The sequence below is a fragment of the Mycobacterium sp. HUMS_12744610 genome (assembly GCF_041206865.1).
In the GTDB taxonomy this organism is placed as follows: domain Bacteria; phylum Actinomycetota; class Actinomycetes; order Mycobacteriales; family Mycobacteriaceae; genus Mycobacterium; species Mycobacterium servetii.
Genome location: NZ_JBGEDP010000001.1, coordinates 2,202,236 through 2,226,223, shown reverse-complemented (window position 1 = coordinate 2,226,223; position 23,988 = coordinate 2,202,236). Strand labels below are relative to the sequence as shown.

Genomic DNA, 23,988 nt, shown 5'->3' with positions numbered 1-23,988 from the left:
CCCCTGATCATTCACGTTTCACGGGAGGCATCATGCTGCAAGAGTTCTGGCAGAACTTCACCCACAACCTGTTCAAGCCGCTACTGCTGTTCTTCTACTTCGGGTTCCTGATCCCGATCCTGAAGGTGCGGTTCGAGTTCCCCTACGTGATCTACCAGGGCCTGACCATGTACCTGTTGCTGGCCATCGGCTGGCACGGCGGTGAGGAACTGGCCCAGATCGGCGCCTCCAGCGTGGGGGCCATCGTCGGGTTCATGGTGGTGGGCTTTGCGACGAATTTCCTGATCGGCGTGCTGGCCTACGGTTTGCTGAATTTGCTGAGCTCGATGCGACGGGTCGACAAGGCGACGGTCGCCGGCTACTACGCGTCCGACTCGGCCGGCACCTTCGCGACCTGCGTGGCCGTGCTGGCGTCGGTCGGGATCGCGTTCAACGCCTACATGCCGGTGATGCTGGCCGTGATGGAGATTCCCGGCTGCCTGGTGGCCCTGTACCTGGTGGCGCGGCTGCGGCACCGGGGCATGGACATGGCCGGGTACATGCCCGAGGAGGCCGGCTACACCGCGCCGGTCAAGGCCGGCATCGGCCCGGGCACGCCCGCACGGCCCGCCGACGGCCGCAGCCTGCAGGCCGAACACGAGCGCGGTGTCGAGCAGGAGATCGAATTTTCGCTGGAGAAGTCGGACCATCCCGAGGATCTCGACCTGGGCGAGCCGCTGCCGGCCGGCAAGAGGTCCTCCCTGTTCTCCCGTGAACTGTTCCAGGAGGTCTTCCTCAACCCGGGCCTCGTCCTGCTCTTCGGCGGCATCATCATCGGCCTGGTCAGTGGGTTGCAGGGGCAGAAGGTCGTGGCCGACGACGACAGGTTCTTCGTGCTGGCGTTCCAGGGCGTGCTGTGCCTGTTTCTGCTCGAGATGGGTATGACGGCCTCCCGCAAGTTGAAGGACCTGAGGTCGGCCGGCCGAGGCTTCATCATCTTCGGCCTGCTGGCGCCGAACCTCTTCGCCCCGCTGGGAATCTTCGTGGCCCACCTCTACGCCTACCTGACCCACACCGACTTCAAGCCGGGAACCTATGTGCTGTTCGCGGTGCTGTGCGGTGCGGCGTCCTACATCGCCGTGCCGGCCGTCCAGCGACTGGCCATCCCCGAGGCCAGCCCGACCCTGCCGCTGGCCGCATCGCTGGGCCTGACGTTCTCCTACAACGTCACGATCGGCATCCCGCTGTACATCGAGATCGCCCACGTCGTCGGGCACTGGTTCGCGGGCACCTGAGAACTACCCCAGCACCCCGCGCACGACCCCGTCGGCGAGCAGGCGTCCGCGCGGGGTGAGCACGAGCCGGTCCCCCTCGGCCACCAGCAGTCCGTCGGCGACGGCGGACTCGGCGCGTTCGCGTTCGGCGGCGTCCAGGGAGGCCAGCGGAAGTCCTTGCCGCAGGCGGGTTCTCAACAAGACGTCCTCGGTGTGCAGTGCGTCCGGACCGAGCTGCTCGAATCCCGCCACGGGCAACGCCGCAGCGGCCAGCCTGTCGGCATAGGCATTGGGGTGCTTGACGTTCCACCAGCGCGTCGCCCCGACATAGCCGTGCGCTCCCGGCCCGGCGCCCCACCACTGACCGCCGTCCCAGTAGCCGAGGTTGTGCCGGCACTCACCGCCGGGGCGCGACCAGTTCGACACCTCGTACCAGTCCATCCCCGCCTCGGCGAGGCGGGCGTCGACCAGCTCGTAGCGGTGCGCGAGCACGTCGTCGTCGGGGGCGGCCAGCTCCCCACGGCGGACCCGCCGGGACAGGGCGGTGCCGTCCTCGACGGTGAGGGCATAGGCGGACACGTGGTCCACGCCGGTCGCCACCGCCGTGTCGACGGAACGCTGCAGGTCGTCGTCGCTTTCACCGGGTGTCCCATAGATCAGGTCCAGGCTGACGTGTTCGAAGCCGGCGTCCAGCGCCTCGCGGGCCGCGTCGGCCGACCGGTTCGGCGTATGAATCCGGTCGAGGACGCCCAGCACCCGCGGTGACACTGACTGCATGCCCAGCGATACCCGCGTGTATCCCGCGGCCCGGGCCGCCCCGAAAAAGTCCGGCCAGGCCGACTCCGGGTTGGCCTCGGTGGTGACCTCGGCGTCCGGCGCCAGCGCGAAGTGCTCACGCACCATGTCCAGCAACGTCGCCACGCGCGCGCCACCCAGCAGCGACGGCGTCCCGCCGCCGACGAAGACGGTGTGCAGCGTCGGGCCGCCCAACCGCGCGGCCGCCAACTCGAGTTCCGTCCGCAGCGCCTGCAGCCAGGCATCGGGGTTGACGCCACCCAACTCGGCCGGGGTGTAGGTGTTGAAATCGCAATAGCCGCAACGGGTTATACAGAACGGTACGTGCACATACAACCCGAACGGCCGGTCCGGGACCGGCTGCAGGCCGGGCAGGTCGACCTGCTCCTCGCGAAGGCTCATGCCAAATGATCCCACGCCCGCGGATCGCGCCGGGCCGGTCGGTCAGCCCTCGACCGTCAGTCCTCTTCCACCCCGGGGCAACCGCCGCCCTGAGCCTCGACGTATCCCAGGAGGTGCGACAGGGATCCCACCGGTGCCGCGTCCGGGCTGCATGTAGCGCAGCGGGGCCAGGCGCCGGGTCCCTGGGAGGCCATGATCCGGTCCGCGACCTCGACCTGCGCGTCGGGGACGGCGGCCGACGGCAGACCGTAACCGCCGTTGGCATCCCACGTGGGCTGGCTGATCTGCAGGCCGCCGAACAGTCCGTTGCCGGTGTCGGCGGCCCAGTTGCCGCCCGACTCGCACTGCGCGATCGCTTCCCAGTTGACGTCGTCGGCTTTCGAGTCGCTGGTCGAGACCGCCAGGGCGGTGACGAACAGGGCACCCACCAGCAGGGTCTGAGCCAGGAATGCGGACACGATGACGCGGATCCCCGCGAGCCTGAGCGTCATATCACTCGCACCTTGCTGGCCAGCCAACGACCGTCGACCTTGGTCATCACCATCTTGACCCGGCTCCGTTCGAGCGTTGCCTTCGCGCTGTTGCGGTTTTTGACCGACTGGTCGACGAGCATCAGGATCACCGCCCTGCTGGTGGTGGCCTTCTTCACCCATGACTCCGTGATGATCCCGCGCACGGTCGTCACGTTCTCCCTGAGCATCCGGTGCAGTTCGGTGCTGGACTTGCCGTAGTGCTCTTTGAAATCGCCGGTCGCGCCGTCGAGGATGTCGCCGTATTTGCCCTCGATCGTCTCGCCGTCGAAGTTGATCAGCTTGCCGATGTAGGCCTGGGCGGCCGCAAGCGCCTGCCTGGCGGCGACGTTGCGTTGGTGCTCCTGGTAGAGCAACTGCCCGCCCAGGCCCGCCACCGCCAGCGCAATGACGACGACGCCCGCCGCCAGCCATCGCAAAGCCGGGCGTCTCGGGCGGGACCGACGAAGGATGCCGGTGCGATTCCGGACGAGCCCGGGGAGCCGTTCGGTGATCGCGAAATGCGAAGCACCGATGGGTTTGTTGACGACCAGGTGGGCGCCGCCGCCCTCCACCCGCGATCCGTTCACGATGACCTCAATCCCCTTCAGTCCCAAGGCGAGGTAATTATCACCGGTAGCAGGTGGCACTTCGGTAACGAAGAGGCGGCTTTTTCGCACGCCAATCGGGATCCCGCGCGCGTGCGTGGACGCCTTCCGTGGCACAATCGAGGGCGTGATCGTTGTCGAGCCTCGTCTGCGCGTTGCGCTGGTGGCACGTCGGCACATCGATCTGAAGCGCGTCTGCAGCTGCTGTTGTCTCCGCTGATCTCGTAGACCCGCCCCCTGTCAACAGCCGGCGCCGGATCTGCGCCGCCGCCGAAATCCTCGGTCAAGTGGCGCGTTCACGCCTGCGAACGTTCGTGAAGGACAACCGAGCAGTGATCACAGCCACCCCCCGGACACGGGAATATCACAAGGCGCCCAACGGTTATCACACTCGTGCGACGGGTACGCGACGTTGCGTACGGGGCCGCATCGAAAGCGCCAGCGCCACATGGTGTTTGCGCGCGGCCAGTCCCCTGGAGAACACCGGGCAGCGCATCGATCTCGGTGTGCCCGATGTCACGCACACCATCTGGACGGAGGCAGATCACCTATGACCACCACCGAAGTGTCGGAACTCTCCGAGTCCGAGTTGCGCGAGGTGGCGGCGCGCGGGGCGGCCGACCTGGAAAACGCCAGCGCCATCGACGTGCTGCGTTGGACGGACGAGACTTTCGGCGGGGTCCGCGGACCCCGTGGCTGCGCGACATGCAACTACGTCGTCGCCTCGAGCATGCAGGATGCGCTGCTCGTGGAGCTGGCCGCGAAGGTTCGACCCGGTGTGCCGGTGGTGTTTCTGGACACCGGATACCACTTCGTGGAGACGATCGGCACCCGCGACGCAGTGGAGTCCGTCTACGACATCCACGTGATCAACGCCACCCCCGAGCACACGGTGGCCGAGCAGGACGCCCTGCTGGGCAAGGACCTCTTCGCCCGCGACCCCGGCGAGTGCTGCCGGCTCCGCAAGGTCGCGCCGTTACGCAAAGCGCTGCAGGGCTATTCGGCGTGGGTGACCGGGCTGCGCCGCGTGGACGCGCCCACCCGCGCCAACGCGCCCGTGGTCAGCTTCGACGAGGCGTTCAAGCTGGTGAAGGTCAGCCCGCTTGTGGACTGGACCGACCGCGACGTCGACACGTACATCGCCGAGCATGGCGTACTGGTGAATCCGCTCATCTACGACGGGTATCCGTCGATCGGCTGCGCCCCCTGCACGGTCCGGCCCGCCGAAGGCGCCGACCCGCGTAGCGGCCGCTGGCAGGGAACGGCCAAGACCGAGTGCGGTCTGCACGCGTCGTGAGGCGCGGCGGGATGGGTGCCGGCTGACGGGCTCACGCCGGTGTCGCCGCGATCGGCGGCACGCGGGTAGGCCGCACGCGGGCATCGCCCCGGGGCGTCACCGCGGCCGTCATCCGGTGGCCCGCAGGTAGACCTGGGTGATGGCGCCGGTGGCCTGGTCGAACAGCTGCGCATCGACGGCGTCCCAACCGCCGAGGTCGGCGATCGTGAAGAGTTTGTCCGGTACCGGGAACCGGTCCGAGAACTCGGCGGCCACCCCCGGGTCGACGGGCCGGAACCCGGCCTGCGCCCACAGGCGCTGCGTCGCGGCGCGGTACTGGAAATTCTTGAACGCGCTGGCCGCGTCCAGGTGTGCGCTGGTGGTCACCACGGCGACCGGGTTGTCGACCCTGACGGTCTGCGGCGGGATGACGTGCTGCACCGGCTTGCCCTGCCGCTCGGTGGCCAGGGCCTCGTTCTCGGGGCTGATCAGCACGTCACCGCTGCCCCGCACGAAGACGTCGGTCGCCTCCCGCCCCGACCCTGGCCGCAGTTTGACGTGCCCGCTCACCAACTTGTCGACGAAGCCGACGCCGGCTTCCTGATCGCTGCCGCCGCGGCTCGCGGCCGCATACGGGGCGAGCAGGTTCCACTTCGCGGCGGCCGAACTCAGCGGGCTGGGTGTGATGAGCTCGATCCCAGGACGCAGCAGGTCGTCCCAGTCCCTGATGTTCTTCGGGTTTCCCGCGCGCACCACCAACGTCACCACCGACCCGAACGGGACGCCCCCGGTGGCGTCCTTGTCCCAGGCGGGAGAAACCTTGCCCGCCTTGACCAGTCGGGTGACGTCGGATCCGGCCGAGAAATTCACGACGTCGGCCGGCTTGCCGTCGGCCACCGCGCGGGACTGGTCGGCGGAGGCCCCATAGGAGGCGACGACCTGCACTTGCTTGCCGTCCTCGGAGGCATTGAACGCCGCGATCACCTTGCTCCAGCCGGGTTCTGGGGCCCGGTAGGCGGCCAGGTCGATCCTGGTGTGCGCGTCGGCCGGTCCCCCGGCGCCGACGACATCGCCGGCACCGCCCTGGCAGGCGGCGACGGCACCGACAACCAGGGCGCAGGCGACGGCGGGGCGCCAGCGGAACGAGGCGACGACGTCGTCGGGCATTGATCACCTTCCGCTGCAGGACTTACCGATATCGGTCCCGTTGCTGCGGAACGGCGCCGGAAACTTCGGCAGAAGTCACCGACTCGATACCAGACCGCGCACGGGTTGGGCAGTCAGCGACAACAATGCACGAAAACCGGGCGCGTCACCACACCCGGTGCCCCGTGCATTCAGTGCGTCAACAGCCACGTGACGACGACGAGCACCACGAGAGCGACGAGCACCAGCGTCACGTGCGAACGGGGCATGAACGTTACCGCGGCAACCCGTCGGTGCGACGGAGGCGGCGCATCACATCGATGCCCTTGCCGAGCAGTCCGTCCAGCACCAACGCCATGAGGTAGGCCACCGCCAGCACGATCGGCATCACCACCATCGCCTGCAGCACGAACGGCAACCCGGAAAGCCACAGTTCGTTGCCGTCCCACCAGTTCAGGAACGCGGTCACCGGGCCCACACTATTCGCCACCGTCGCCAAAGCCAACGCGCGGTCGACGAGCCGCTCATGTGCCAGGATCTGCCCAGGGCTTCCGCCGACGAAACGACCTGCCTCGTCGCCGGCGGGGGCCGCGTCGGCATGGTGCTCGGCCTGCTGCTGGCCGGCGCCGGAGTCGACGTCACGGTGATGGAAAAGCACGCCGACTTCCTGCGTGACTTCCGGGGCGACACCGTGCACGCGAGCACCCTGCGGTTAGTCGACGAACTGGGATTGGGGCCGCGGTTCACCGCGATACCACACCGCCTCATCGACACCATCCACATGGAGGTCCAGAACCAACCGGTCGATGTCGGCCTGGCGCGGCTGCCGGGCGCACACCGGCACATCGCCCTGGTGCCGCAGTGGGACTTCCTGGAGATGGTCGCGACCGCCGCCGAGGCCGAGCCCGGCTTCAGTTTGTTGCGCAGCACCGAGGTGGTCGGCGTGATCCGGGACGGCGACCGCGTCACCTACCGTGAACCGGCCGGCGAAACCTGACGGATGCGCGCCGAACTCACGGTGGCCTGCGACGGCCGGTGTTCGACGGTGCGCTCCGCCGCCGGGCCGATCCCGCGCAGTTTCGGCGTCCCGATGGACGTCCGGTGGTTCCGGTTGCCCCGCCGGTCCGGCGATCCGCGCGGGTCGGCCTGGGTGCTGCGCGCCGGGCACGCCGTGATCATGATCGACCGCAGCGAGTACTACCAGATCGCCTACATCGTCCCGAAGGGCACCGACACCCAGACGCGCGCCCGGGGCATCGAGACGCTGCGCCGGGCATTGGCCACCCTGGTGCCCTGGCCTGCCGACCGCGTCGCTACGCTGACGTCGTTCGAGCACATGAAACTGCTTGACGTGCAACTCAATCGACTCCCACGATGGTACGGCGACGGCGGCTTGCTCATCGGGGACTTCGCACAGGTGATGTCCCCGGTCGGCGGCATCGGCATCAACTTGGCGGTGGCCGACGCGGTGGCCCGCCGCACGCGTACCGGCCAAGCCGCTGCCCGCGCCTTCGGGCGGCGCAACGGCTGATCCCGGATCGCGCGAAGCGTGGACGCCGGGCGCCTAGGGCGTGTCTCCCAATTGGTTGTTTCCGACGCGGGAATGGATTACGGCGCAGGCCAATAGGACACCGCCGAGGTAGGTCAGGGCGTATTTGTCGTAGCGGGTCGCGATACCGCGCCATTGCTTGAGCCGGTTGTAGCCTCGTTCGACGGTGTTGCGCAGACCGTAGAGCTCGGCGTCGAACGCCGGTGGGCGACCCCCGGCCGATCCCTTGGCCTTGCGCCGGGCGATCTGGTCTTTGCGTTCGGGAATCGTGTGCTTGATTCTTCGGGAACGTAATTCGGTGCGCGTGCTCGGGTGTGAATACGCCTTGTCGGCGAGCAATCGGAAGTCGCCACCGGTCACACCGTGCTCAGCGCAGGCGTGGTCGTAGTCGTCGAGCAAAGGCAGCAACTGCGGATTGTCGCCGGCCTGGCCAGCGGTCAACCGGACCGCGACAACAGCTTCGCGCTGATCGGTCAGGGTGTGGATCTTGGTGGTCAGCCCGCCTCGCGAACGCCCAATTGCATGGTCGTCGGGTTCATCGGCGGATTTCTTGTAATTCGACAGGGCCCCCTTTTGCCAGCGTGTCCGACCGGGCACCCGCCGAATGTTGATGCGCCCGTACGTTCGTCGAATCCACCGACAACAGCTTCTCGATATCGCCGGCCATCTCGGCGTCGAACCCGAAGGCGTGCGCCACCTGAGCAAACATCACGTCATAGGTGCCATCCAGCGACCATCGGTGATGACGCTTCCACACCGTTTTCCATGGCCCGAAATCAGCGGGCAGGTCCCGCCACGGGCATCCCGTGCGAAACCGCCAGGCAATCCCCTCCAAAATCAACCGGTGATCACCAAACCTCCGGCCCCGCTTGCCCTCATGCGAAGGCATCAACGGCTCAACCACCGCCCAGAACTCGTCAGAAATCACACCAATCCGCGTCACCAGCCAATCCTGGCTGGTCAACAGTCGAAAAATTGGGAGACACGCCCTAGACAGTCGATGATGTCGGCATGGTGCTGCACGTCGAACCCGCCGACCAACCCGCCCCCACCGACCAACCTGCCCACATCGGGGACGGGCACGAACCGGCACTGGATTCACCGTTGGCCTCACCGATCGACTTCAGCGCGCCGGCGCCCCTGGCTCCCAATGCCGGGCTGCGCAACCCGTTTCCGCCGATCGCCGACTATGCGTTTCTGTCCGACTGGGAGACGACGTGCCTGATCTCGCCGGCCGGGTCGGTGGAATGGCTCTGCGTGCCCCGGCCCGACTCCCCGAGCGTGTTCGGGGCGATCCTGGATCGCAGCGCCGGCCACTTCAGGCTGGGGCCCTACGGGGTTTCGGTTCCTTCGGCCCGCCGCTACCTGCCCGGCAGCCTGATCATGGAGACCACCTGGCAGACCCACACCGGGTGGCTGATCGTCCGCGACGCGCTAGTGATGGGCCCCTGGCACGACATCGAGCGCCGCTCGCGGACCCACCGCCGCACCCCGATGGACTGGGACGCCGAGCACATCCTGCTACGCACGGTGCGCTGCGTCAGTGGCACCGTCGAGCTGATGATGAGCTGCGAACCCGCATTCGACTACCACCGCACCGGGGTGACGTGGGAGTACTCGGCGAACGCCTACGGCGAGGCGATCGCCCGCGCCGCCAAGCAACCCGACGACCACCCCACGCTGCGGCTGACCACCAACCTGCGCATCGGGCTGGAGGGCCGGGAGGCGCGCGCACGCACCCGGATGAAGGAGGGCGACGACGTGTTCGTCGCCCTGAGCTGGACCAAGCACCCGGCGCCGCAGACCTACGAGGAAGCCGCCGAACGGATGTGGCAGACCACCGAGTGCTGGCGCCAGTGGATCAACATCGGCAACTTCCCCGACCACCCGTGGCGGGCGTACCTGCAGCGCAGCGCCCTCACCTTGAAAGGCCTGACCTATTCACCCACCGGTGCGCTGCTGGCCGCCGCCACCACATCGCTTCCGGAAACGCCTCGGGGCGAACGCAACTGGGACTACCGCTACGCCTGGGTCCGCGACTCGACGTTCGCGTTGTGGGGGCTGTACACGCTCGGGCTGGACCGCGAGGCCGACGACTTCTTCGCGTTCATCGCCGACGTCTCGGGCGCCAACAGCAACGAGCGCCATCCGCTGCAGGTGATGTACGGGGTGGGCGGCGAGCGCAGCCTGGTCGAAGAGGAACTGCGCCACCTGTCCGGCTACGACCAGGCGCGCCCGGTGCGGATCGGCAACGGCGCCTACGACCAGATCCAGCACGATATCTGGGGTTCGATCCTGGACTCGTTCTACCTGCACTGCAAATCCCGTGAGCAGATTCCGGAAAGCCTGTGGCCGGTGCTCAAGCGGCAGGTGGAGGAGGCGATCAAACACTGGCGCGAGCCCGACCGCGGAATCTGGGAGGTCCGCGGGGAGCCGCAGCACTTCACCTCGTCCAAGGTGATGTGCTGGGTGGCGCTGGACCGCGGCTCCAAGCTGGCCGAGCGGCAGGGCGAGAAGAGCTACGCGCAGCAGTGGCGCGCGATCGCCGAGGAGATCAAGGCCGACATCCTCGAGCACGGCGTGGATGCGCGCGGCGTGTTCACCCAGCGCTACGGCAGCGACGCCCTGGACGCCTCGCTGCTGCTGGTGGTGCTGACCCGGTTCCTGCCGCCGGACGACCCGCGGGTGCGCAACACGGTGCTCGCGATCGCCAACGAGCTCACCGAGGAGGGCCTGGTGCTGCGGTACCGGGTCGAGGAAACCGACGACGGATTGTCCGGCGAGGAAGGCACATTCACCATCTGTTCGTTCTGGCTGGTGTCGGCGTTGGTGGAGATCGGCGAGGTGGCCCGGGCCAAGCGGCTGTGCGAGCGACTGCTGGCCTACGCCAGCCCGCTGCACCTCTACGCCGAGGAGATCGAGCCGCGGACCGGCCGGCATCTGGGCAACTTCCCGCAGGCATTCACCCACCTGGCGCTGATCAACGCGGTGGTCCACGTGATCCGCGCCGAGGAGGAGGCCGACGGCTCGGGGATGTTCCAGCCCGCCAACGCGCCCATGTGAACCACCGCACCCGCGCAGCGGATCCGGCGTCGCGATAGCATTCGGCTGTGCCTGCCGCGATGCGCCGACCCTGGATCCTGACCGCATTCCTCTTGCTGGCGATCGCCGCACTGGCCGGGTGCGGTCACAGCGGCAAGCCGGCCGCGACGTCGGGAACCACCACTTCGACGGGTGCGCAGTGGTCGCGGCCGTCGGCTCCCCCGGACCCGCAGACCCTGCTGCAGGCCGCCGCCGCCGCCGTTGGCAAGGTGCCCGGCGGCACGCTGACGTTGATCAGGAGCCAGGAGACCGGGTCGTGGCGGGTCCACGTCGTCACGGCCGACGGCACCGAGCAGTCGATGGACGTCTCCTCGGACGGCGTCACGGTCTTGGTCGGTCCGACCCCCAAGCCCCAGAGCGACGCCGACAAGGCCAAGAACCACGCGCTGGCGCAGGCCGCGAAGCTGGACTACCGAGCGGCCGTGGACAAGTTCCTGGCGGCGGTGCCCAACGGTTCGATCACCGAGATGCAGCTCGCGGAGGCCAACGGCGCCACGGTGTGGGACGCCGACGTGTGGGACACCTACATCGTCGAGCACAAGGTCACGCTCAACGCGGCGTCCGGGGACGTCGTCGCGAACAAACAGGTCTAGCGGCCACCGCCGCGGAACGCCCTGCGCGGCTTACTTCTTCGCCTTCTCGTCACCTGTGGACAGCGCCGCGACGAACGCCTCCTGCGGCACGTCCACCCGCCCGATGGTCTTCATCCGCTTCTTGCCCTCCTTCTGCTTTTCCAGCAGTTTGCGCTTGCGGGTGATGTCGCCGCCGTAGCACTTGGAGAGCACGTCCTTGCGGATCGCGCGGATGTTCTCGCGCGCAATGATTTTCGAGCCAATCGCGGCCTGCACAGGCACCTCGAACTGCTGGCGCGGGATCAGCTCCTTGAGCTTGGTGGTCATCTTGTTGCCGTAGGCCGACGCCCCGTCCTTGTGGACGATCGCGCTGAACGCGTCGACGGCCTCGCCCTGCAGCAGGATGTCAACCTTGACCAGGTCGGCCTCCTGCTCGCCGGCCTCCTCGTAGTCCAGGCTCGCGTACCCGCGGGTGCGGGACTTCAGCGAGTCGAAGAAATCGAAGATGATCTCCCCCAGCGGCATGGTGTAGCGCAGTTCCACCCGCTCCGGCGACAGGTAGTCCATGCCGCCGAGTTCGCCGCGGCGGGACTGGCACAACTCCATGATGGTGCCGATGAATTCGCTGGGCGCGATGATGGTGGTCTTGACCACGGGCTCGTAGACGGCGCGGACCTTGCCCGCCGGCCAGTCCGACGGGTTGGTGACGACGATCTCGGTCCCGTCCTCTTTTACCACCCGGTACACGACGTTCGGCGACGTCGAGATCAGGTCCAGGTCGAACTCGCGCTCGAGGCGTTCGCGGGTGATCTCCATGTGCAGCAGGCCCAGGAAGCCGCACCGGAACCCGAAGCCCAGCGCCACCGACGTCTCCGGCTCGTAGGTCAGGGCCGCGTCGTTGAGCTGCAGCTTGTCCAGGGCGTCGCGCAGGACGGGATAGTCGGACCCGTCCACGGGATACAGCCCCGAATAGACCATCGGGCGGGGCTCGCGGTAGCCGGTCAGTGCCTCGGTCGCGCCGTGGCGCGCCGTCGTCACGGTGTCGCCGACCTTGGACTGGCGGACGTCCTTCACGCCGGTGATCAGGTAGCCCACCTCGCCCACGCCGAGACCCTCGCTGGGCTTGGGTTCGGGCGAGACGATGCCGACCTCGAGCAGTTCGTGGGTAGCGCCGGTGGACATCATCAGGATGCGTTCGCGCGGGACGATCCTGCCGTCGACCACCCGCACGTAGGTCACCACGCCGCGATAGATGTCGTAGACCGAGTCGAAGATCATCGCGCGGGTGGGGGCGTCGGCGTCGCCCTGCGGTGGAGGCACCTGGCGGACCACCTCGTCGAGCAGCTGCGCCACCCCCTCGCCCGTCTTGCCGGACACCCGCAGCACGTCGCCGGGCTCGCAGCCGATGATGTGGGCGATCTCCCCGGCGTAGCGGTCGGGGTCGGCGGCCGGGAGGTCGATCTTGTTGAGCACCGGGATGATCGTCAGGTCGCGGTCCAGCGCCAGGTACAGGTTGGCCAAGGTCTGGGCCTCGATGCCCTGGGCGGCGTCGACCAGCAACACCGCCCCCTCGCAGGCTTCCAGCGCCCGCGACACCTCGTAGGTGAAGTCGACGTGGCCGGGGGTGTCGATCAGGTGCAGGACGTATTCTTTTCCGGCGGCCTCGCCGCCCGATACCTGCCACGGCAGCCGCACGTTCTGCGCCTTGATGGTGATCCCGCGCTCCCGCTCGATGTCCATCCGGTCCAGGTACTGGGCGCGCATCGAGCGTTCGTCGACCACGCCGGTGAGCTGCAGCATGCGGTCGGCCAGCGTGGACTTGCCGTGGTCGATGTGGGCGATGATGCAGAAATTCCTGATCTGCGCCGGCGCGGTGAAGGTCTTGTCGGCGAAACTGCTGATGGGAATCTCCTGGTGTACCGATGTTCGGGGGTGCGCTGGGCCCGGTCCGCGGGCATGTCCAGGGTATCTACGTGGCGGGGCCGGGACACACTTGGACGCGGTCGGCCCCGGCCGTTCGCGGCTATGCTGCAAAATATGGCTTCTACCCGGAAGCAGTGGAAGACGTTCCAGCGGTTCGCGGAGAACCTCGTCGCCACCGGGGCTCCGCGGCTGGCCCGGCACATCGAGAACTCGCAGACCGTCCTGCGGGAACTGCAGCAGGCCGTCAAGATCACCGCCAACGTCATCGCCTCGGTCGCGCCGCCTCCACCGGCCGCGGTCACCGCGGGCCGGCCGGTGACCAGCAACAGCTTTCCCACCGCGCAGCGGGCCCGCAAGCTGGTCTATGCCCCCACCCTGGACGGCCGTGCCGACCCCGGCGAGATCGTGTGGACGTGGGTGGTCTACGAGGACGATCCCACCCGCGGCAAGGACCGCCCGGTGCTCGTGGTGGGCCGGGACCGCGACGTGCTGCTCGGGTTGATGGTGTCCAGCCAGGAGCGCCACGCCCCCGACCCGGACTGGGTCGGGATCGGCGCGGGCAGTTGGGATTACGAGGGCAGGGAAAGCTGGGTTCGGCTGGATCGGGTGCTCGACGTCCCCGAGGAGGGCATTCGCCGCGAGGGCGCGATCCTCGATCGCGCGGTCTTCGACCTGGTGGCCACCCGGCTGCGGGCGGACTACTCCTGGCGCTAGGCGGCCCCGCCCGAGCTCGGCGAACGAGCTCCCCGGGTCAGCCCTGCGTGATGTAGGAATGCAGTTGCTGCTGCTGGGCCTCGAGCTCTTCCATCCGCGTCTTCACGACGTCGCCGATGCTGACGATGCCGATGAGCTTTTTTCCGTCGAGCACCGGCACGTGGCGCACTCGCTGCGTGGTCATCAGCACGCTGACGGTGTCGACCGTGTCGGCCTTGGTGCAGGTCGCCACCGCGGCCGTCATGATCTTGGACACCGGACGCGACAACACGCTGGCGCCGTGCGCGTGCAGCTGGCGCACCACGTCACGCTCGGACACGATGCCCACGACCCCCTCGGCGTCGATCACCACCATTGCGCCGATGTTCTGTTCCGCCAGACCGGCGAGCAGTTCTTGGACGGTCGCATCGGGGTTGATCGTCACCACCGCCGCCCCCTTGTTCTTCAAGACGTCCGCGATCCGCATCTGGCCTCCCACCGGGGGTGATCTGATTCACATCAGGTTACCGCGTCCCCCGCGCCAGGTCGACGGCCCGAGTGTGGCCGGAAGATGGTAATCGCACACCACGCGCGCGTCCGACTTGCGAGGATGACGCCATGATCGAGGTCACGCTGCTCGGAACCGGCAGCCCCATCCCCGACCCCAACCGCGCCGGCCCGTCCACCCTGGTGCGGGCCGGCGGCCAGGCTTTGCTGGTGGACTGCGGGCGCGGGGTTCTGCAGCGCGCGGCGGCGGTCGGGGTGGGTGCCGCCGGACTGTCGGCGCTGCTGCTCACCCACCTGCACAGCGACCACATCGCCGATCTCGGCGACCTGCTGATCACCCGCTGGATCAGCACCTTCGCCCCCGATCCGGCGCCGCTGCCGGTCATCGGGCCGCCGGGCACCGCCGAAACGGTCGAGGCGACGCTGCAGGCGTTCCGCCACGACATCGGCTACCGGATCGCCCATCACGCCGACCTGAACGCACCGCCGTCGGTGGAGGTCCACGAACACACCGACGGCCCGGTGTGGGGCCGCGACGGCGTGTCGATCCGGGTCGCTCCCACCGATCACCGCCCGGTCGCACCGACCATCGGCTTCCGGATCGAGTACGGCGGGGCGTCGGTGGTGCTGGCCGGGGACACGGTGCCCTGCGCCACCCTCGACGAGCTGGCCGCAGGCGCCGACGCACTGGTGCACACCGTGATCCGCAAGGACATCGTCGCCAACATCCCCCAGCAGCGGCTGCAGGACATCTGCGGTTACCACTCCTCGGTGCAGGAGGCGGCGGCGACGGCCGCCCGCGCCGGCGTGGGCGCCCTCGTCATGACGCACTACGTGCCGGCGCTGGTGCCCGGCCAGGAGGAGCAGTGGCGCGCGCTCGCGGCCGGCGAGTTCGGTGGCCGCATCGAGCTCGGCGACGACCTGCACCGGGTGGAGGTCGACGCCCCGTCGTGACCGTCGTGCGCCGGCACCCGGATCGCCCTCAAGCCAGGCGGGTGACCTCCACGATGACGTCGAGGTCGGTGGCACCCTCCCCGGAGTAGATGCCTTTGAGCGGGGCGACGTCGGTGTAGTCGCGTCCGGCACCCACGCTGACGTACTGCTCGTTGATCCCGCAGTCGTTGGTGGGGTCATAGCTCCACCAGTTACCGGTCCAGGCCTCGATCCAGGCGTGGCTGCGCCCGTCCACGGTGTCCCCGACGACGGCGTCGCTCCTTGGGTGCAGGTAACCCGACACGTAGCGTCCCGGAATTCCCATGCCGCGCAGCAGCATCAACGACAGGTGCACGAAGTCCTGGCCAACGCCCCGGCCCTCGCTCAACGCGTCCAGGCCCGAGGAATGCACGCTGGTGGCTCCCGGCAGGTAGTCCAGCGCGCCGCGCACCCACGCGGCGGCGGCGACGACGGCGTCGACGGGCGCGTGAGCTTTCGCGATCTTCCTGCCCACGGACCCGAGGCGCTTGCTGGCCGGGGTGTGCGGGGTCGGCCGGAGCAACTCGTCGAACCGGTCGATCACGGCCTCGGAGCGCAATTCGCTCCAGCCGGCGTCGCCGGCCGGCGGCTCCTGCGGCTCCGTCTCCACGATCGAGGACGACATCACCGTCAGGTCGGCGTGCGGCGCATGCAGGTCGAACGCCGTGACGGCGGTACCCCAGTAGTCGATATAGCGGTAGGACCGGGAGGCCGGGATGGTTTCGACCCGGTTGAGGATGACGTTCTGCCGGCCGTTCGACCGCGGCGTCAGCCGGGCTTCGTTGTAGGAGGCGGTCACCGGTGCTTGATAGGCGTAGCCCGTGGTGTGCACCACCCGCATCCGCCACATCAGGGCTCCCCCGCCTTGCCGACCAACCGGCCGTTGTGGCCGGCATCCGACCACGCCACCCACGGGGTGATGTGAAAGTACTGCAGCGCCAACGCTTCCCCGACGTCGTGGCAGGTCCGCTGCAGGCTCGCCAGGCGCGTATCCAACGATTCGAGCAGCACGCCGGGCTGCACGAACTCCAGCTCGCTGCGGGCCTGGCCGAGCAGTCGTTGCGGCTCGATGGTCGCCCCGACCCGGCTTTGCGGATTGTGCAGCAATTCCTCGAGGTTGTGCTCGGCCAGCCGCAGCGAGTAGAACACCGAACGCGGGAACAGCCGGTCCAGCAACATGAACTCGACCACTCGCCCCGCGTCCAGCACCCCGCGGTAGGTGCGCAGGTAGGTGTCGTGCGCACCCGCCGAGCGCAACAACGTCACCCACGCCGGCGAGGAGGCGCTGTCCCCGACCCGCGACAGCAACAGCCGCACCGTCATGTCGACGCGCTCGATGGCGCGGCCCAACAGCATGAACCGGTACCCGTCGTCACGGGAGAGCGTCGAGTCGGCCAAGCCGGCGAACATCGCCGCCCGGCCCTCAATGAAGGACAGAAACTCGTGCGGCCCAAGACGTTTGGCGGCACGCTGCCGCTCGGGCAGGGCATGGTAGGTGGTGTTCAGGCACTCCCAGATCTCGCTGGACGTCACTTCCCGCGCCGACTTCGCGTTTTCCCGCGCGGCCGTGACCGCGTCGACGATCGAGGATCCCCCGGAAAGGTCGCTGCTGTAGGCCACCAGGTCGGTCAACGACCACACGTCCAGGTCGTGGGCCGGAGGCTCGATCCCCAGCACCCGCAGCAACACCCGCGAGGCCTGGTCGGGGTCGACGCTGGAATCCTCCAGCAGTTGGTGCAGGGCGACGTCGAGGATCCGCGCGGTGTCGTCGGCGCGCTCGACGTACCGGCCGATCCAGTACAGCGCCTCGGCGTTGCGGGCCAGCATCAGCGGATCGCTTCACTACGTTGCTTCTGCTGCGGCTGCTCGGCCTGGCGCTGTTTCCGCTTCGCCTGGCCGTCGGGCGCCGGGTCCGGCAGGGAGCGCACCACCCCGGCGGCGCCGAGCTCGCGGTCGGCGCCCGACGCGCGGGGCGCCAGCACCCAGGTGTCCTTCGAGCCGCCGCCCTGGCTGGAGTTGACCACCCGCGAGCCCTCGATGAGAGCCACCCGGGTCAGGCCGCCCGGCAGCACCCACACGTCGTCGCCGTCGTTGACGGCGAAGGGCCGCAGGTCGACGTAGCGGGGAGCCAGGGCGTTGTCCACCTGGGTCGGCACGGTGGACAGTTCCATCATCGGCTGGGCGATCCAGCCGCGCGGGTCGTCGCGGATCTTCCTGGCGACGGCGGCCAACTCCTTGGCGGAGGCCTCCGGACCGAACACGATGCCGTATCCGCCGGACCCCTCGACCGGCTTGAGCACCAACTCGTCGATGCGGTCCAGCACCTCGTCGCGTTCCTCGTCCAGCCAGCACCGGAAGGTCTCGACGTTGGCCAGCAGCGGCTTCTCACCCAGGTAGTACTCGATCATGGTCGGCACATAGGTGTAGACGAGCTTGTCGTCGCCGACGCCGTTGCCGATCGCGCTGGAGATGACGACGTTGCCGGCGCGGGCGGCGTTGACCAGGCCGGCCACCCCCAACACGGAGTCGGCGCGGAACTGCAGCGGGTCGAGGAACACGTCGTCGATGCGCCGGTAGATCACGTCGACCTGACGCTCCCCGTCGGTGGTGCGCATGTACACCTGGTTGTCCCGGCAGAACAGGTCACGTCCCTCGACCAGCTCGACACCCATCTGCCGGGCCAGCAACGAATGCTCGAAATAGGCGGAGTTGTAGACCCCGGGGGTGAGGACGACGACGGTGGGATCCGCCTCGTTGGTGGCCGCGGAGTTGCGCAGCGCGCGCAGCAGGTGCGCGGCGTAGTCGTCGACGGCGCGCACCCGATGGGTGGCGAACAGGTTCGGAAAGACGCGCGCCATGGTGCGGCGGTTCTCCATGACATACGAGACACCCGAAGGCGAACGCAGGTTGTCCTCGAGCACCCGGAACGTGCCCCGCTCGTCGCGGATCAGGTCGATGCCGGCGACGTGGATGCGCACGCCGTTGGGCGGGCTGATGCCCACGGCCTGACGGTGGAAATGGTCGCAGGAGGTGATCAGACTGCGCGGGATGACGCCGTCGTTGAGGATTTCCTGGTCCCCGTAGATGTCGTCGAGGTACATCTCGAGGGCCTTGACCCGCTGGATGATGCCGCGCTCGAGCCGACTCCACTCGGGCGCCGAGATCACCCGCGGCACCAGGTCGAGGGGGAAGGGGCGCTCCTGACCCGACAGCGAGAACGTGATGCCCTGGTCGATGAACGCGCGGGCCAGCGCCTCGGCGCGGGCCTTCAGATCCGAGGCGTCCGCGGGTGCGAGCTCGGCGTAGATGCCCTTGTAAGCGGCCCGGACGGCCCCCTGGGCGTCGAACATCTCGTCGAACGCCTTCGAATAGGCGTCGGAGGCGTCGTATCCGCCGAAAATGTGTTCGGCGCGTCGCAGTCCGCGCGGACCGGGTCCGGTCTCCTCCAGCTGGTTTGCGGAACTCACTTTTCAGATGCTGCCTCAAATCGACGTCCTGGCAGGCCACGGGTTCCCCTTTTGGGAAAAAACGTAACCGACTGATAACCTGGGCAGTCGCTGTCGGGGATATCGGATGCCGGTCCCAAGCAACCACCGAATCAAAGAAGGAAACTCAGGCGTGGCCAACATCAAGTCGCAGCAGAAGCGCAACCGCACGAACGAGCGCGCCCGACTGCGTAACAAGTCGGTGAAGTCCTCGCTGCGTACCGCTGTCCGCGCGTTCCGTGAGGCCGCCCACAACGGCGACAAGGACAAGGCCGCCGAGTTGCTCGTCGCGACCAACCGCAAGCTGGACAAGGCGGCCAGCAAGGGCGTGATTCACAAGAACCAGGCGGCCAACCGGAAGTCGGCGCTGGCCCGCGCCCTCAACAAGATCTGAGGGCCATCTGGGGGCCATCTGAGGGTCACTGCCCCCTGCACCGGCCTCAGTCGGCCACCAGCTCGGCGACCCGCCGGACCGCTGATTCCAGCGCGTAGTCAGCGTCCGCGGCGGCCCCCTTCACGTCGGCGTTGAGCGCCGCCACCACCTTCATCGCGGTGGCCACCGAGTCTCGCGACCAGCGCCGAGCCTGTTTCTGTGCCTTCTGCACCCGCCAGGGCGGCATCCCCAGCTCCGCCGCCAAACGGTAGGGATCGCCCGACAGCGGCCCGACCCGGCCGATCGCATGCACGGCTTCGGCCAGCGCGTCGGCGAGCACCACCAGCGGCTCACCCCGCATCATCGCCCACCGCAGCGCCTCGGCGGCGCCCGCGACGTCCCCGGCCACGGCCTTGTCGGCGATGTCGAAGCCCTTCACCTCGGCCTTGCCGCTGTGGTAGCGCCGCACCGCGGCGGCGTCGACGGCCCCGCCGGTGTCGGCGACCAGCTGCGAGCAGGCCGAGGCCAGTTCGCGGAGATCGGAGCCGACCGCGTCCAGCAGCGCGGTCACCGTACGTTCGTCGACCTTGGCGCGCAAGGCACGGAACTCCTTGCGGACGAAGTCGACGCGTTCGGCGGCCTTGGTGATCCGCGCGCACGGATGCACCTCGGCACCGAGCGACTGCAGGTCCTTGGCCAGCGCCTTGGCGCGCCCCCCGCCGGAATGCACCACCACCAGCACGGTGCCCGGCGGGAGGTCGGCGGCCGCCGAGGCGATCACCCCGACCGCTTCCTTGCCCGCTTCGGCGGCGGCCTCGAGCACGACGATGCGCTCGTCGGCGAACAGGGACGGGCTCAGCAGCTCGGCGAGCTCGTAGGTACTGACCTCGCCGGCCCGCATCCGGTTGACCGGAACGTCGTTCGTGCCCGCCCATTTGCGCGCCGCCCGCAGCACGTCGGCCACGGCCCGCTCGACCAGCAGATCCTCTTCTCCCAGGACCAGGTGCAACGCCGAAACCTCGCTCACCCCACGATGGTGTCACGGGATTGTGACCAGCGACCGACCAGTCCCGACAGCGACCAGGCCAGCAGGCACAGCACGAGAAGCCCGCCGGCGTATCCGGCCGCCACGCGAAAGCGGCGCCGCTTCCCCAGCAGCACGACCGAGACCGCCAGCATCGCCGTGGCACCGCCGACCACCAGCACCCCCGCCGCGCCGGCCGGCACGGGCACGGTGGCCGCGGGCACCGCGGCCGCCCACCGCGCGACACCCAGGACCCACCACAGCTCGGGTCCGGTGAACCGGATCAGCAGCCGCGCACCGGCCGGCCACAGCGGGTCGAGCACGGCCCCGGCGGTGCCCAGCACGGTGATCGGGGCGATCACCGGGGCCACCACGAGGTTGGCCGCGGCGGCCACCAGGCTGACCCGGCCCGAGATCCCGGCCACCAGCGGGGCCGTCACCGCGTGGGCGGCCCAGGCGACGGCGAACGCGTCCGCCGCCGGCCGGGGCCAGCCTCCGGCGACCAGGCGCCGCGACCAGGCCGGCGCGATCACCACCAGCGCGGCGGTCGCCAGCACCGACAGCGCGAACCCGACGTCGACCGCCAGCTGGGGAGCGAGAGCCACCAGCACCAGCACCGTGGCAGCCAGGGCCGGGACCGCCTGCCGCCGGCGCGACGACAGCATGCCCGCCAACGTGATCGCCCCCATCACCGCCGCCCGCAGCACACTCGCCGTCGGCTGCACGACGATGACGAACGCGACCAGCGCCACCGCGGCAAGCGTGACGGCCGCGCGTGGCCCGAGCAGCCGCGCCGAGAACAGCACCGCCGCGCACACGATGGTGACGTTGGCCCCGGACACCGCCGTCAGATGCGTCATTCCCGCCGCCCGGAATTGGCGGCCGATCTCGGCGGTCACCGCCGAGGTGTCGCCGAGGACAAGGGCAGGCAGCATCGCCCCCTGGGCGGCGGGCAGCGCGTCGCGGGCGGCGGCGGCGAAGCGCATTCGCACGGTGTGAGCCGCCCGCTGCACCGCACCGGCGGTGCCCACGGTCGGCCGGCCCGAGGCGTTGAGCACGGCGACGGTCAAGTCGTGGCGGCCCGGCCGGCCGATGCGGGCGGTGAACCGCACCGGTTGGCCCACCATTACCTCACCGAACTCGGAGGTCCGGGCGAAAACGACCACGCGGCCCGACATGTCGTCGGCCCGCACGCGCACGAGGTCGGCACGGAACATCAGCCGTGCACTCCCGAGCGGCACCGGGCTCTCGGTGGGGGTGACCGTCACCGGGGCGGCCGTCCCGAACGCGGCGGCAATCGGATGGCGCGCCAGCGCGTCGCAGCGCAGGGCGATCGCGAAGCCGAATCCGGTGCCCACGACCGCGACGGCGAGCAGTCCGGTGCTGAACGCCCGCAGCCGCGGATGCGCGCCGGAACGGCCCGCCGCGTAGCAAGCCAACGCGCCCGAGGCCGCCAGCAGCACGACGCCGCACCACGCCAGCGCCCGCCCCACCGGCCACACGATCCCCGCGGCGGTCACCACCCAACCGGTAAGCGCGGCCGGCACCAGGCGGACGTCGAACCGCGCCGGCGCCGTGCCGCCGGGGGTGGGCAATCCGGGCCCGCGTACCTCAGACGCGGACGAGGGCACGCAGCTTCTCCAGCCGTGCCGGGCCGATGCCGTCGACGTCGGCGAGCTGGTCGACGCTGGTGAACTTGCCGTTGGCCTGCCGCCAGGCCACGATCGCGGCGGCGGTGATCGGCCCGACCCCCGGGAGGGTGTCCAGCTGTTCCACGGTTGCGGCGTTGAGGTCGAGCACCTGACCCGGCTTCGCCGGCCCCGATGCCGGCGCCCCCGTGGCCGGGGCCGGGGCCGGGCCGGAGGCCACCGAGCTGCCCAGCGCCGCCGGCCGACCCGGCGCCGGCGCGAGCCCGACCACGATCTGTTCGCCGTCGCCGAGCGGGCGGGCCATGTTCAGCCCGATCGTGTCGGCGCCCGCCACCGCACCACCGGCGGCCTGCAGCGCGTCGGCGATACGCGCGCCCGGTGCCAGGGTGACCAAGCCGGGGGTGTGCACCAGCCCGACCACGCTGACCACCACCGGGTGGTCACCGTCGGCCGGCCCGCCGGCGCCCGGGCTTGCCGACGAACGGGGACTTGCCGACGACGCCTTCTCCACCGGGGGAAGCTTGGCCGACATCACCGGTGCGGGCCGGTCGCGCACCAACGTGAACACGGTGACCAGCACGGCCAGCGCCGCCACGACCGCCAACGCGATAGCACCGGCCCTGCCCGGATCGGCACGCACCCTGGCCACCCAGCTCGGACCCGGCGACGCCTCGGGAAGCCACCGCGGTAGCAGCGAACTCTGGTCCTCGTCGGCCCCGTCCCCGGAATCGGCGGAGGGGTCGGCGGCGAGTCGTCGGTGCAGTCGCTCGGCGGGAAGATCTGTGCGCATGCGCCGAAAGTAGGCGCGCCGGCCGCCGCGACGGCCGCGCACAACGGCGTCGGCGGCCCCGTCTGTGGATTAACCCGAGGCTGTGTACAACGCCCCCGACGGATGGGTCAAGATGTAAGCCGAGCGACCCCCGCGAACCGGAAACTCCCTGGCAGCGGGTCGCCGCGTTCCCGAAACGACAGGAGGCCGCCATGCAATTGGCGCTGACACCGGAGGAAGCCGCGTTCCGCGACGAACTTCGCACGTTCTACACGACGAAGATCCCGCAGGAGTTGCGTGAGCGGGGGCGTGCGGGCGCGGCGTCGGCCCGCCGCGAGGACATCGTGACCAGCCACAAGATCCTGCACGAGCACGGTCTGGCGGTGCCGAACTGGCCGGTCGAGTGGGGCGGCAAGGACTGGACTCCCACCCAGCACCAGATCTGGGCCGACGAGATGCAGTTGGCGAGCGTCCCGGAGCCGCTCAACTTCAACACCAAGATGGTGGGCCCGGTGATCGCCGAATTCGGTTCCGAGGAGATCAAGAAGCGGTTTCTGCCGCCGACGGCCAGCCTCGACATCTGGTGGTGCCAGGGTTTCTCCGAGCCCGAGGCCGGTTCGGACCTGGCGTCGCTGCGCACGACCGCGGTCCGGGACGGCGACAGCTACGTCGTCAACGGCCAGAAGACCTGGACGACTCTCGGCCAGTACGCGGACTGGATCTTCTGCCTGGTGCGGACCGACCCGCAGGCTCCCAAACGCCAGGCCGGTATCTCGTTCCTGCTCTTCGACATGAAGAGCCCGGGCATCACCCTGCGGCCGATCAAGACCATCGACGGCGGCCAGGAGATCAACGAGGTCTTCTTCGAAGACGTCCGCGTTCCGGCCAACCAGCTTGTCGGAGAAGAGAACCAGGGCTGGACCTACGCGAAATTCCTGCTCGGCAACGAGCGCACCGGCATCGCCGGAGTCGGGCGCACCAAAGTGCGCCTCGCCGAGGTGAAGAAATGCGCCGCGGAAACGGGGGTGCTCGATGACCCGCTGTTCGCGGCCCGGCTGGCAGAGGCCGAAAACGAGGTGCTCGCACTGGAACTCACGCAGGCGCGGGTGGTGTCGGACTCCTCCGGCGGCAAGCCCAACCCGGCGTCGTCGGTGCTCAAGCTGCGCGGCAGCCAGTTGCAGCAACTGGCCACCGAATTGCTCGTCGAGGTGGCCGGGGCCGACGCGCTGCCGGCCAACGGGGAAGACATTGCCTCGCCGTCCTGGGCCCAAGGCAGTGCGCCGCACTACCTCAACTACCGCAAGACGTCGATCTACGGCGGCAGCAGCGAAGTGCAGCGCAACATCATCGCATCCACCATTCTCGGCCTGTGAACGTTTTG

Annotated in this window: 22 protein-coding genes and 2 pseudogenes; 10 read left to right on the top strand and 14 right to left on the bottom strand. The window is 69.1% G+C overall.

All coding sequences use genetic code 11. The annotated features are described in order from the left end of the window. Positions 1 to 32 precede the first annotated feature (32 nt). Complete coding sequence (locus AB8998_RS10885; protein ID WP_369737977.1) at positions 33 to 1,274, top strand: sodium-dependent bicarbonate transport family permease; 1,242 nt, start codon at positions 33 to 35, stop codon at positions 1,272 to 1,274. A 3-nt stretch (positions 1,275 to 1,277) separates the two neighbouring features. Here the strand turns inward: AB8998_RS10885 and hemW are convergent, their stop codons facing one another. From hemW to AB8998_RS10870, 3 genes are read right to left on the bottom strand one after another with little or no spacing between them, the layout of a single operon-like run. After that, entirely contained in the window at positions 1,278 to 2,450 is a 1,173-nt protein-coding gene (gene hemW / locus AB8998_RS10880) for a radical SAM family heme chaperone HemW (protein ID WP_369737976.1), read from the bottom strand. 56 nt (positions 2,451 to 2,506) lie between these two features. Further along, positions 2,507 to 2,941, bottom strand: a complete 435-nt coding sequence (locus AB8998_RS10875; RefSeq protein ID WP_369737974.1) for a transglycosylase family protein — start codon at positions 2,939 to 2,941, stop codon at positions 2,507 to 2,509. Further along, the gene (locus AB8998_RS10870; protein WP_369737972.1) at positions 2,938 to 3,684 is read right to left on the bottom strand and encodes a hypothetical protein; all 747 of its coding nucleotides are present in this window, start codon (positions 3,682 to 3,684) and stop codon (positions 2,938 to 2,940) included. The genes AB8998_RS10875 and AB8998_RS10870 overlap by 4 nt, the downstream gene beginning before the upstream one ends. Between AB8998_RS10870 and AB8998_RS10865 the strand changes: the two genes are divergently transcribed. Both AB8998_RS10865 and AB8998_RS10860 read left to right on the top strand, forming a co-directional pair. Further along, positions 3,665 to 3,787, top strand: coding sequence for an Ms4527A family Cys-rich leader peptide (locus tag AB8998_RS10865; protein WP_369737971.1), 123 nt, complete (start codon positions 3,665 to 3,667; stop codon positions 3,785 to 3,787). The two genes, AB8998_RS10870 and AB8998_RS10865, sit on opposite strands and share 20 nt — an antisense overlap. A 330-nt stretch (positions 3,788 to 4,117) precedes the next feature. After that, positions 4,118 to 4,864 carry a phosphoadenylyl-sulfate reductase gene (locus tag AB8998_RS10860; RefSeq protein WP_369737969.1) on the top strand — a complete coding sequence of 249 codons (747 nt, stop codon included), beginning with the start codon at positions 4,118 to 4,120 and terminating at the stop codon, positions 4,862 to 4,864. Positions 4,865 to 4,972: 108 nt separating this feature from the next. On the opposite strand, the gene AB8998_RS10855 is transcribed toward AB8998_RS10860, so the two are convergent. Next, on the bottom strand, positions 4,973 to 6,010 hold the full coding sequence (locus AB8998_RS10855) for a sulfate ABC transporter substrate-binding protein (RefSeq protein WP_369737967.1): 1,038 nt from the start codon (positions 6,008 to 6,010) through the stop codon (positions 4,973 to 4,975). A gap of 253 nt (positions 6,011 to 6,263) precedes the next feature. Then, a complete protein-coding gene (locus tag AB8998_RS10850; RefSeq protein ID WP_369737965.1) occupies positions 6,264 to 6,458 on the bottom strand; it encodes a hypothetical protein in 195 nt (64 codons plus the stop codon). Positions 6,459 to 6,515: 57 nt separating this feature from the next. Between AB8998_RS10850 and AB8998_RS10845 the strand changes: the two are divergent. Further along, positions 6,516 to 7,520: pseudogene (locus tag AB8998_RS10845) on the top strand (FAD-dependent oxidoreductase). A gap of 33 nt (positions 7,521 to 7,553) precedes the next feature. On the opposite strand, the pseudogene AB8998_RS10840 reads toward AB8998_RS10845, so the two are convergent. Beyond that, a pseudogene (locus AB8998_RS10840) lies at positions 7,554 to 8,481 on the bottom strand (IS5 family transposase). Between the two features lie 68 nt (positions 8,482 to 8,549). Here AB8998_RS10840 and AB8998_RS10835 point away from each other — a divergent pair. Both AB8998_RS10835 and AB8998_RS10830 read left to right on the top strand, forming a co-directional pair. Beyond that, positions 8,550 to 10,601 carry a glycoside hydrolase family 15 protein gene (locus AB8998_RS10835; RefSeq protein WP_369737964.1) on the top strand — a complete coding sequence of 684 codons (2,052 nt, stop codon included), beginning with the start codon at positions 8,550 to 8,552 and terminating at the stop codon, positions 10,599 to 10,601. 47 nt (positions 10,602 to 10,648) lie between these two features. After that, the gene (locus tag AB8998_RS10830; protein WP_369737963.1) at positions 10,649 to 11,233 is read left to right on the top strand and encodes a metallopeptidase; all 585 of its coding nucleotides are present in this window, start codon (positions 10,649 to 10,651) and stop codon (positions 11,231 to 11,233) included. 30 nt (positions 11,234 to 11,263) lie between these two features. Here AB8998_RS10830 and lepA read toward each other — a convergent pair whose 3' ends face one another. After that, positions 11,264 to 13,120, bottom strand: a complete 1,857-nt coding sequence (gene lepA, locus AB8998_RS10825) for a translation elongation factor 4 (protein WP_369741516.1) — start codon at positions 13,118 to 13,120, stop codon at positions 11,264 to 11,266. Between the two features lie 129 nt (positions 13,121 to 13,249). Between lepA and AB8998_RS10820 the strand changes: the two genes are divergently transcribed. Further along, positions 13,250 to 13,849, top strand: a complete 600-nt coding sequence (locus AB8998_RS10820) for a type II toxin-antitoxin system PemK/MazF family toxin (protein ID WP_369737961.1) — start codon at positions 13,250 to 13,252, stop codon at positions 13,847 to 13,849. A 37-nt stretch (positions 13,850 to 13,886) separates the two neighbouring features. On the opposite strand, the gene AB8998_RS10815 is transcribed toward AB8998_RS10820, so the two are convergent. After that, a complete protein-coding gene (locus AB8998_RS10815) occupies positions 13,887 to 14,315 on the bottom strand; it encodes a CBS domain-containing protein (RefSeq protein WP_369737959.1) in 429 nt (142 codons plus the stop codon). Between the two features lie 131 nt (positions 14,316 to 14,446). On the opposite strand from AB8998_RS10815, the gene AB8998_RS10810 reads away from it, so the two are divergent. After that, entirely contained in the window at positions 14,447 to 15,289 is an 843-nt protein-coding gene (locus AB8998_RS10810) for a ribonuclease Z (protein ID WP_369737957.1), read from the top strand. A 28-nt stretch (positions 15,290 to 15,317) separates the two neighbouring features. Here the strand turns inward: AB8998_RS10810 and AB8998_RS10805 are convergent, their stop codons facing one another. From AB8998_RS10805 to AB8998_RS10795, 3 genes are read right to left on the bottom strand one after another with little or no spacing between them, the layout of a single operon-like run. Further along, on the bottom strand, positions 15,318 to 16,157 hold the full coding sequence (locus AB8998_RS10805; protein ID WP_369737955.1) for a transglutaminase family protein: 840 nt from the start codon (positions 16,155 to 16,157) through the stop codon (positions 15,318 to 15,320). Then, on the bottom strand, positions 16,157 to 17,134 hold the full coding sequence (locus tag AB8998_RS10800; RefSeq protein ID WP_369737953.1) for an alpha-E domain-containing protein: 978 nt from the start codon (positions 17,132 to 17,134) through the stop codon (positions 16,157 to 16,159). Before AB8998_RS10800 ends, AB8998_RS10805 begins: the two co-directional genes overlap by 1 nt. Next, on the bottom strand, positions 17,134 to 18,774 hold the full coding sequence (locus tag AB8998_RS10795; protein WP_369737952.1) for a circularly permuted type 2 ATP-grasp protein: 1,641 nt from the start codon (positions 18,772 to 18,774) through the stop codon (positions 17,134 to 17,136). Before AB8998_RS10795 ends, AB8998_RS10800 begins: the two co-directional genes overlap by 1 nt. 151 nt (positions 18,775 to 18,925) lie before the next feature. Here AB8998_RS10795 and rpsT point away from each other — a divergent pair, with 151 nt between their 5' ends. Further along, on the top strand, positions 18,926 to 19,186 hold the full coding sequence (rpsT, locus tag AB8998_RS10790) for a 30S ribosomal protein S20 (RefSeq protein WP_369737950.1): 261 nt from the start codon (positions 18,926 to 18,928) through the stop codon (positions 19,184 to 19,186). 46 nt (positions 19,187 to 19,232) lie between these two features. On the opposite strand, the gene holA is transcribed toward rpsT, so the two are convergent. The 3 genes from holA to AB8998_RS10775 are packed head-to-tail and all read right to left on the bottom strand — an operon-like array spanning position 19,233 to position 22,628. Then, positions 19,233 to 20,174, bottom strand: coding sequence for a DNA polymerase III subunit delta (holA, locus tag AB8998_RS10785; protein WP_369741515.1), 942 nt, complete (start codon positions 20,172 to 20,174; stop codon positions 19,233 to 19,235). Between the two features lie 14 nt (positions 20,175 to 20,188). Then, on the bottom strand, positions 20,189 to 21,784 hold the full coding sequence (locus AB8998_RS10780) for a ComEC/Rec2 family competence protein (RefSeq protein ID WP_369737949.1): 1,596 nt from the start codon (positions 21,782 to 21,784) through the stop codon (positions 20,189 to 20,191). Positions 21,785 to 21,800: 16 nt separating this feature from the next. Continuing rightward, the gene (locus AB8998_RS10775; RefSeq protein WP_369737948.1) at positions 21,801 to 22,628 is read right to left on the bottom strand and encodes a ComEA family DNA-binding protein; all 828 of its coding nucleotides are present in this window, start codon (positions 22,626 to 22,628) and stop codon (positions 21,801 to 21,803) included. Positions 22,629 to 22,819: 191 nt separating this feature from the next. On the opposite strand from AB8998_RS10775, the gene AB8998_RS10770 reads away from it, so the two are divergent. Beyond that, entirely contained in the window at positions 22,820 to 23,980 is a 1,161-nt protein-coding gene (locus AB8998_RS10770) for an acyl-CoA dehydrogenase family protein (protein WP_369737947.1), read from the top strand. Positions 23,981 to 23,988: the final 8 nt, after the last annotated feature.

What these genes read in the sequence shown, in the direction of transcription:
- AB8998_RS10815 (WP_369737959.1), bottom strand. Translation starts at nt 14,315, where the DNA reads ATGCGGATCGCGGACGTCTTGAAGAACAAGGGGGCGGCGGTGGTGACG.
- hemW (WP_369737976.1), bottom strand. Translation starts at nt 2,450, where the DNA reads ATGAGCCTTCGCGAGGAGCAGGTCGACCTGCCCGGCCTGCAGCCGGTC.
- AB8998_RS10885 (WP_369737977.1), top strand. Translation starts at nt 33, where the DNA reads ATGCTGCAAGAGTTCTGGCAGAACTTCACCCACAACCTGTTCAAGCCG.
- AB8998_RS10820 (WP_369737961.1), top strand. Translation starts at nt 13,250, where the DNA reads ATGGCTTCTACCCGGAAGCAGTGGAAGACGTTCCAGCGGTTCGCGGAG.
- AB8998_RS10770 (WP_369737947.1), top strand. Translation starts at nt 22,820, where the DNA reads ATGCAATTGGCGCTGACACCGGAGGAAGCCGCGTTCCGCGACGAACTT.
- AB8998_RS10810 (WP_369737957.1), top strand. Translation starts at nt 14,447, where the DNA reads ATGATCGAGGTCACGCTGCTCGGAACCGGCAGCCCCATCCCCGACCCC.
- AB8998_RS10805 (WP_369737955.1), bottom strand. Translation starts at nt 16,157, where the DNA reads ATGTGGCGGATGCGGGTGGTGCACACCACGGGCTACGCCTATCAAGCA.
- AB8998_RS10835 (WP_369737964.1), top strand. Translation starts at nt 8,550, where the DNA reads ATGGTGCTGCACGTCGAACCCGCCGACCAACCCGCCCCCACCGACCAA.
- AB8998_RS10800 (WP_369737953.1), bottom strand. Translation starts at nt 17,134, where the DNA reads ATGCTGGCCCGCAACGCCGAGGCGCTGTACTGGATCGGCCGGTACGTC.
- AB8998_RS10875 (WP_369737974.1), bottom strand. Translation starts at nt 2,941, where the DNA reads ATGACGCTCAGGCTCGCGGGGATCCGCGTCATCGTGTCCGCATTCCTG.
- AB8998_RS10860 (WP_369737969.1), top strand. Translation starts at nt 4,118, where the DNA reads ATGACCACCACCGAAGTGTCGGAACTCTCCGAGTCCGAGTTGCGCGAG.
- AB8998_RS10775 (WP_369737948.1), bottom strand. Translation starts at nt 22,628, where the DNA reads ATGCGCACAGATCTTCCCGCCGAGCGACTGCACCGACGACTCGCCGCC.
- AB8998_RS10855 (WP_369737967.1), bottom strand. Translation starts at nt 6,010, where the DNA reads ATGCCCGACGACGTCGTCGCCTCGTTCCGCTGGCGCCCCGCCGTCGCC.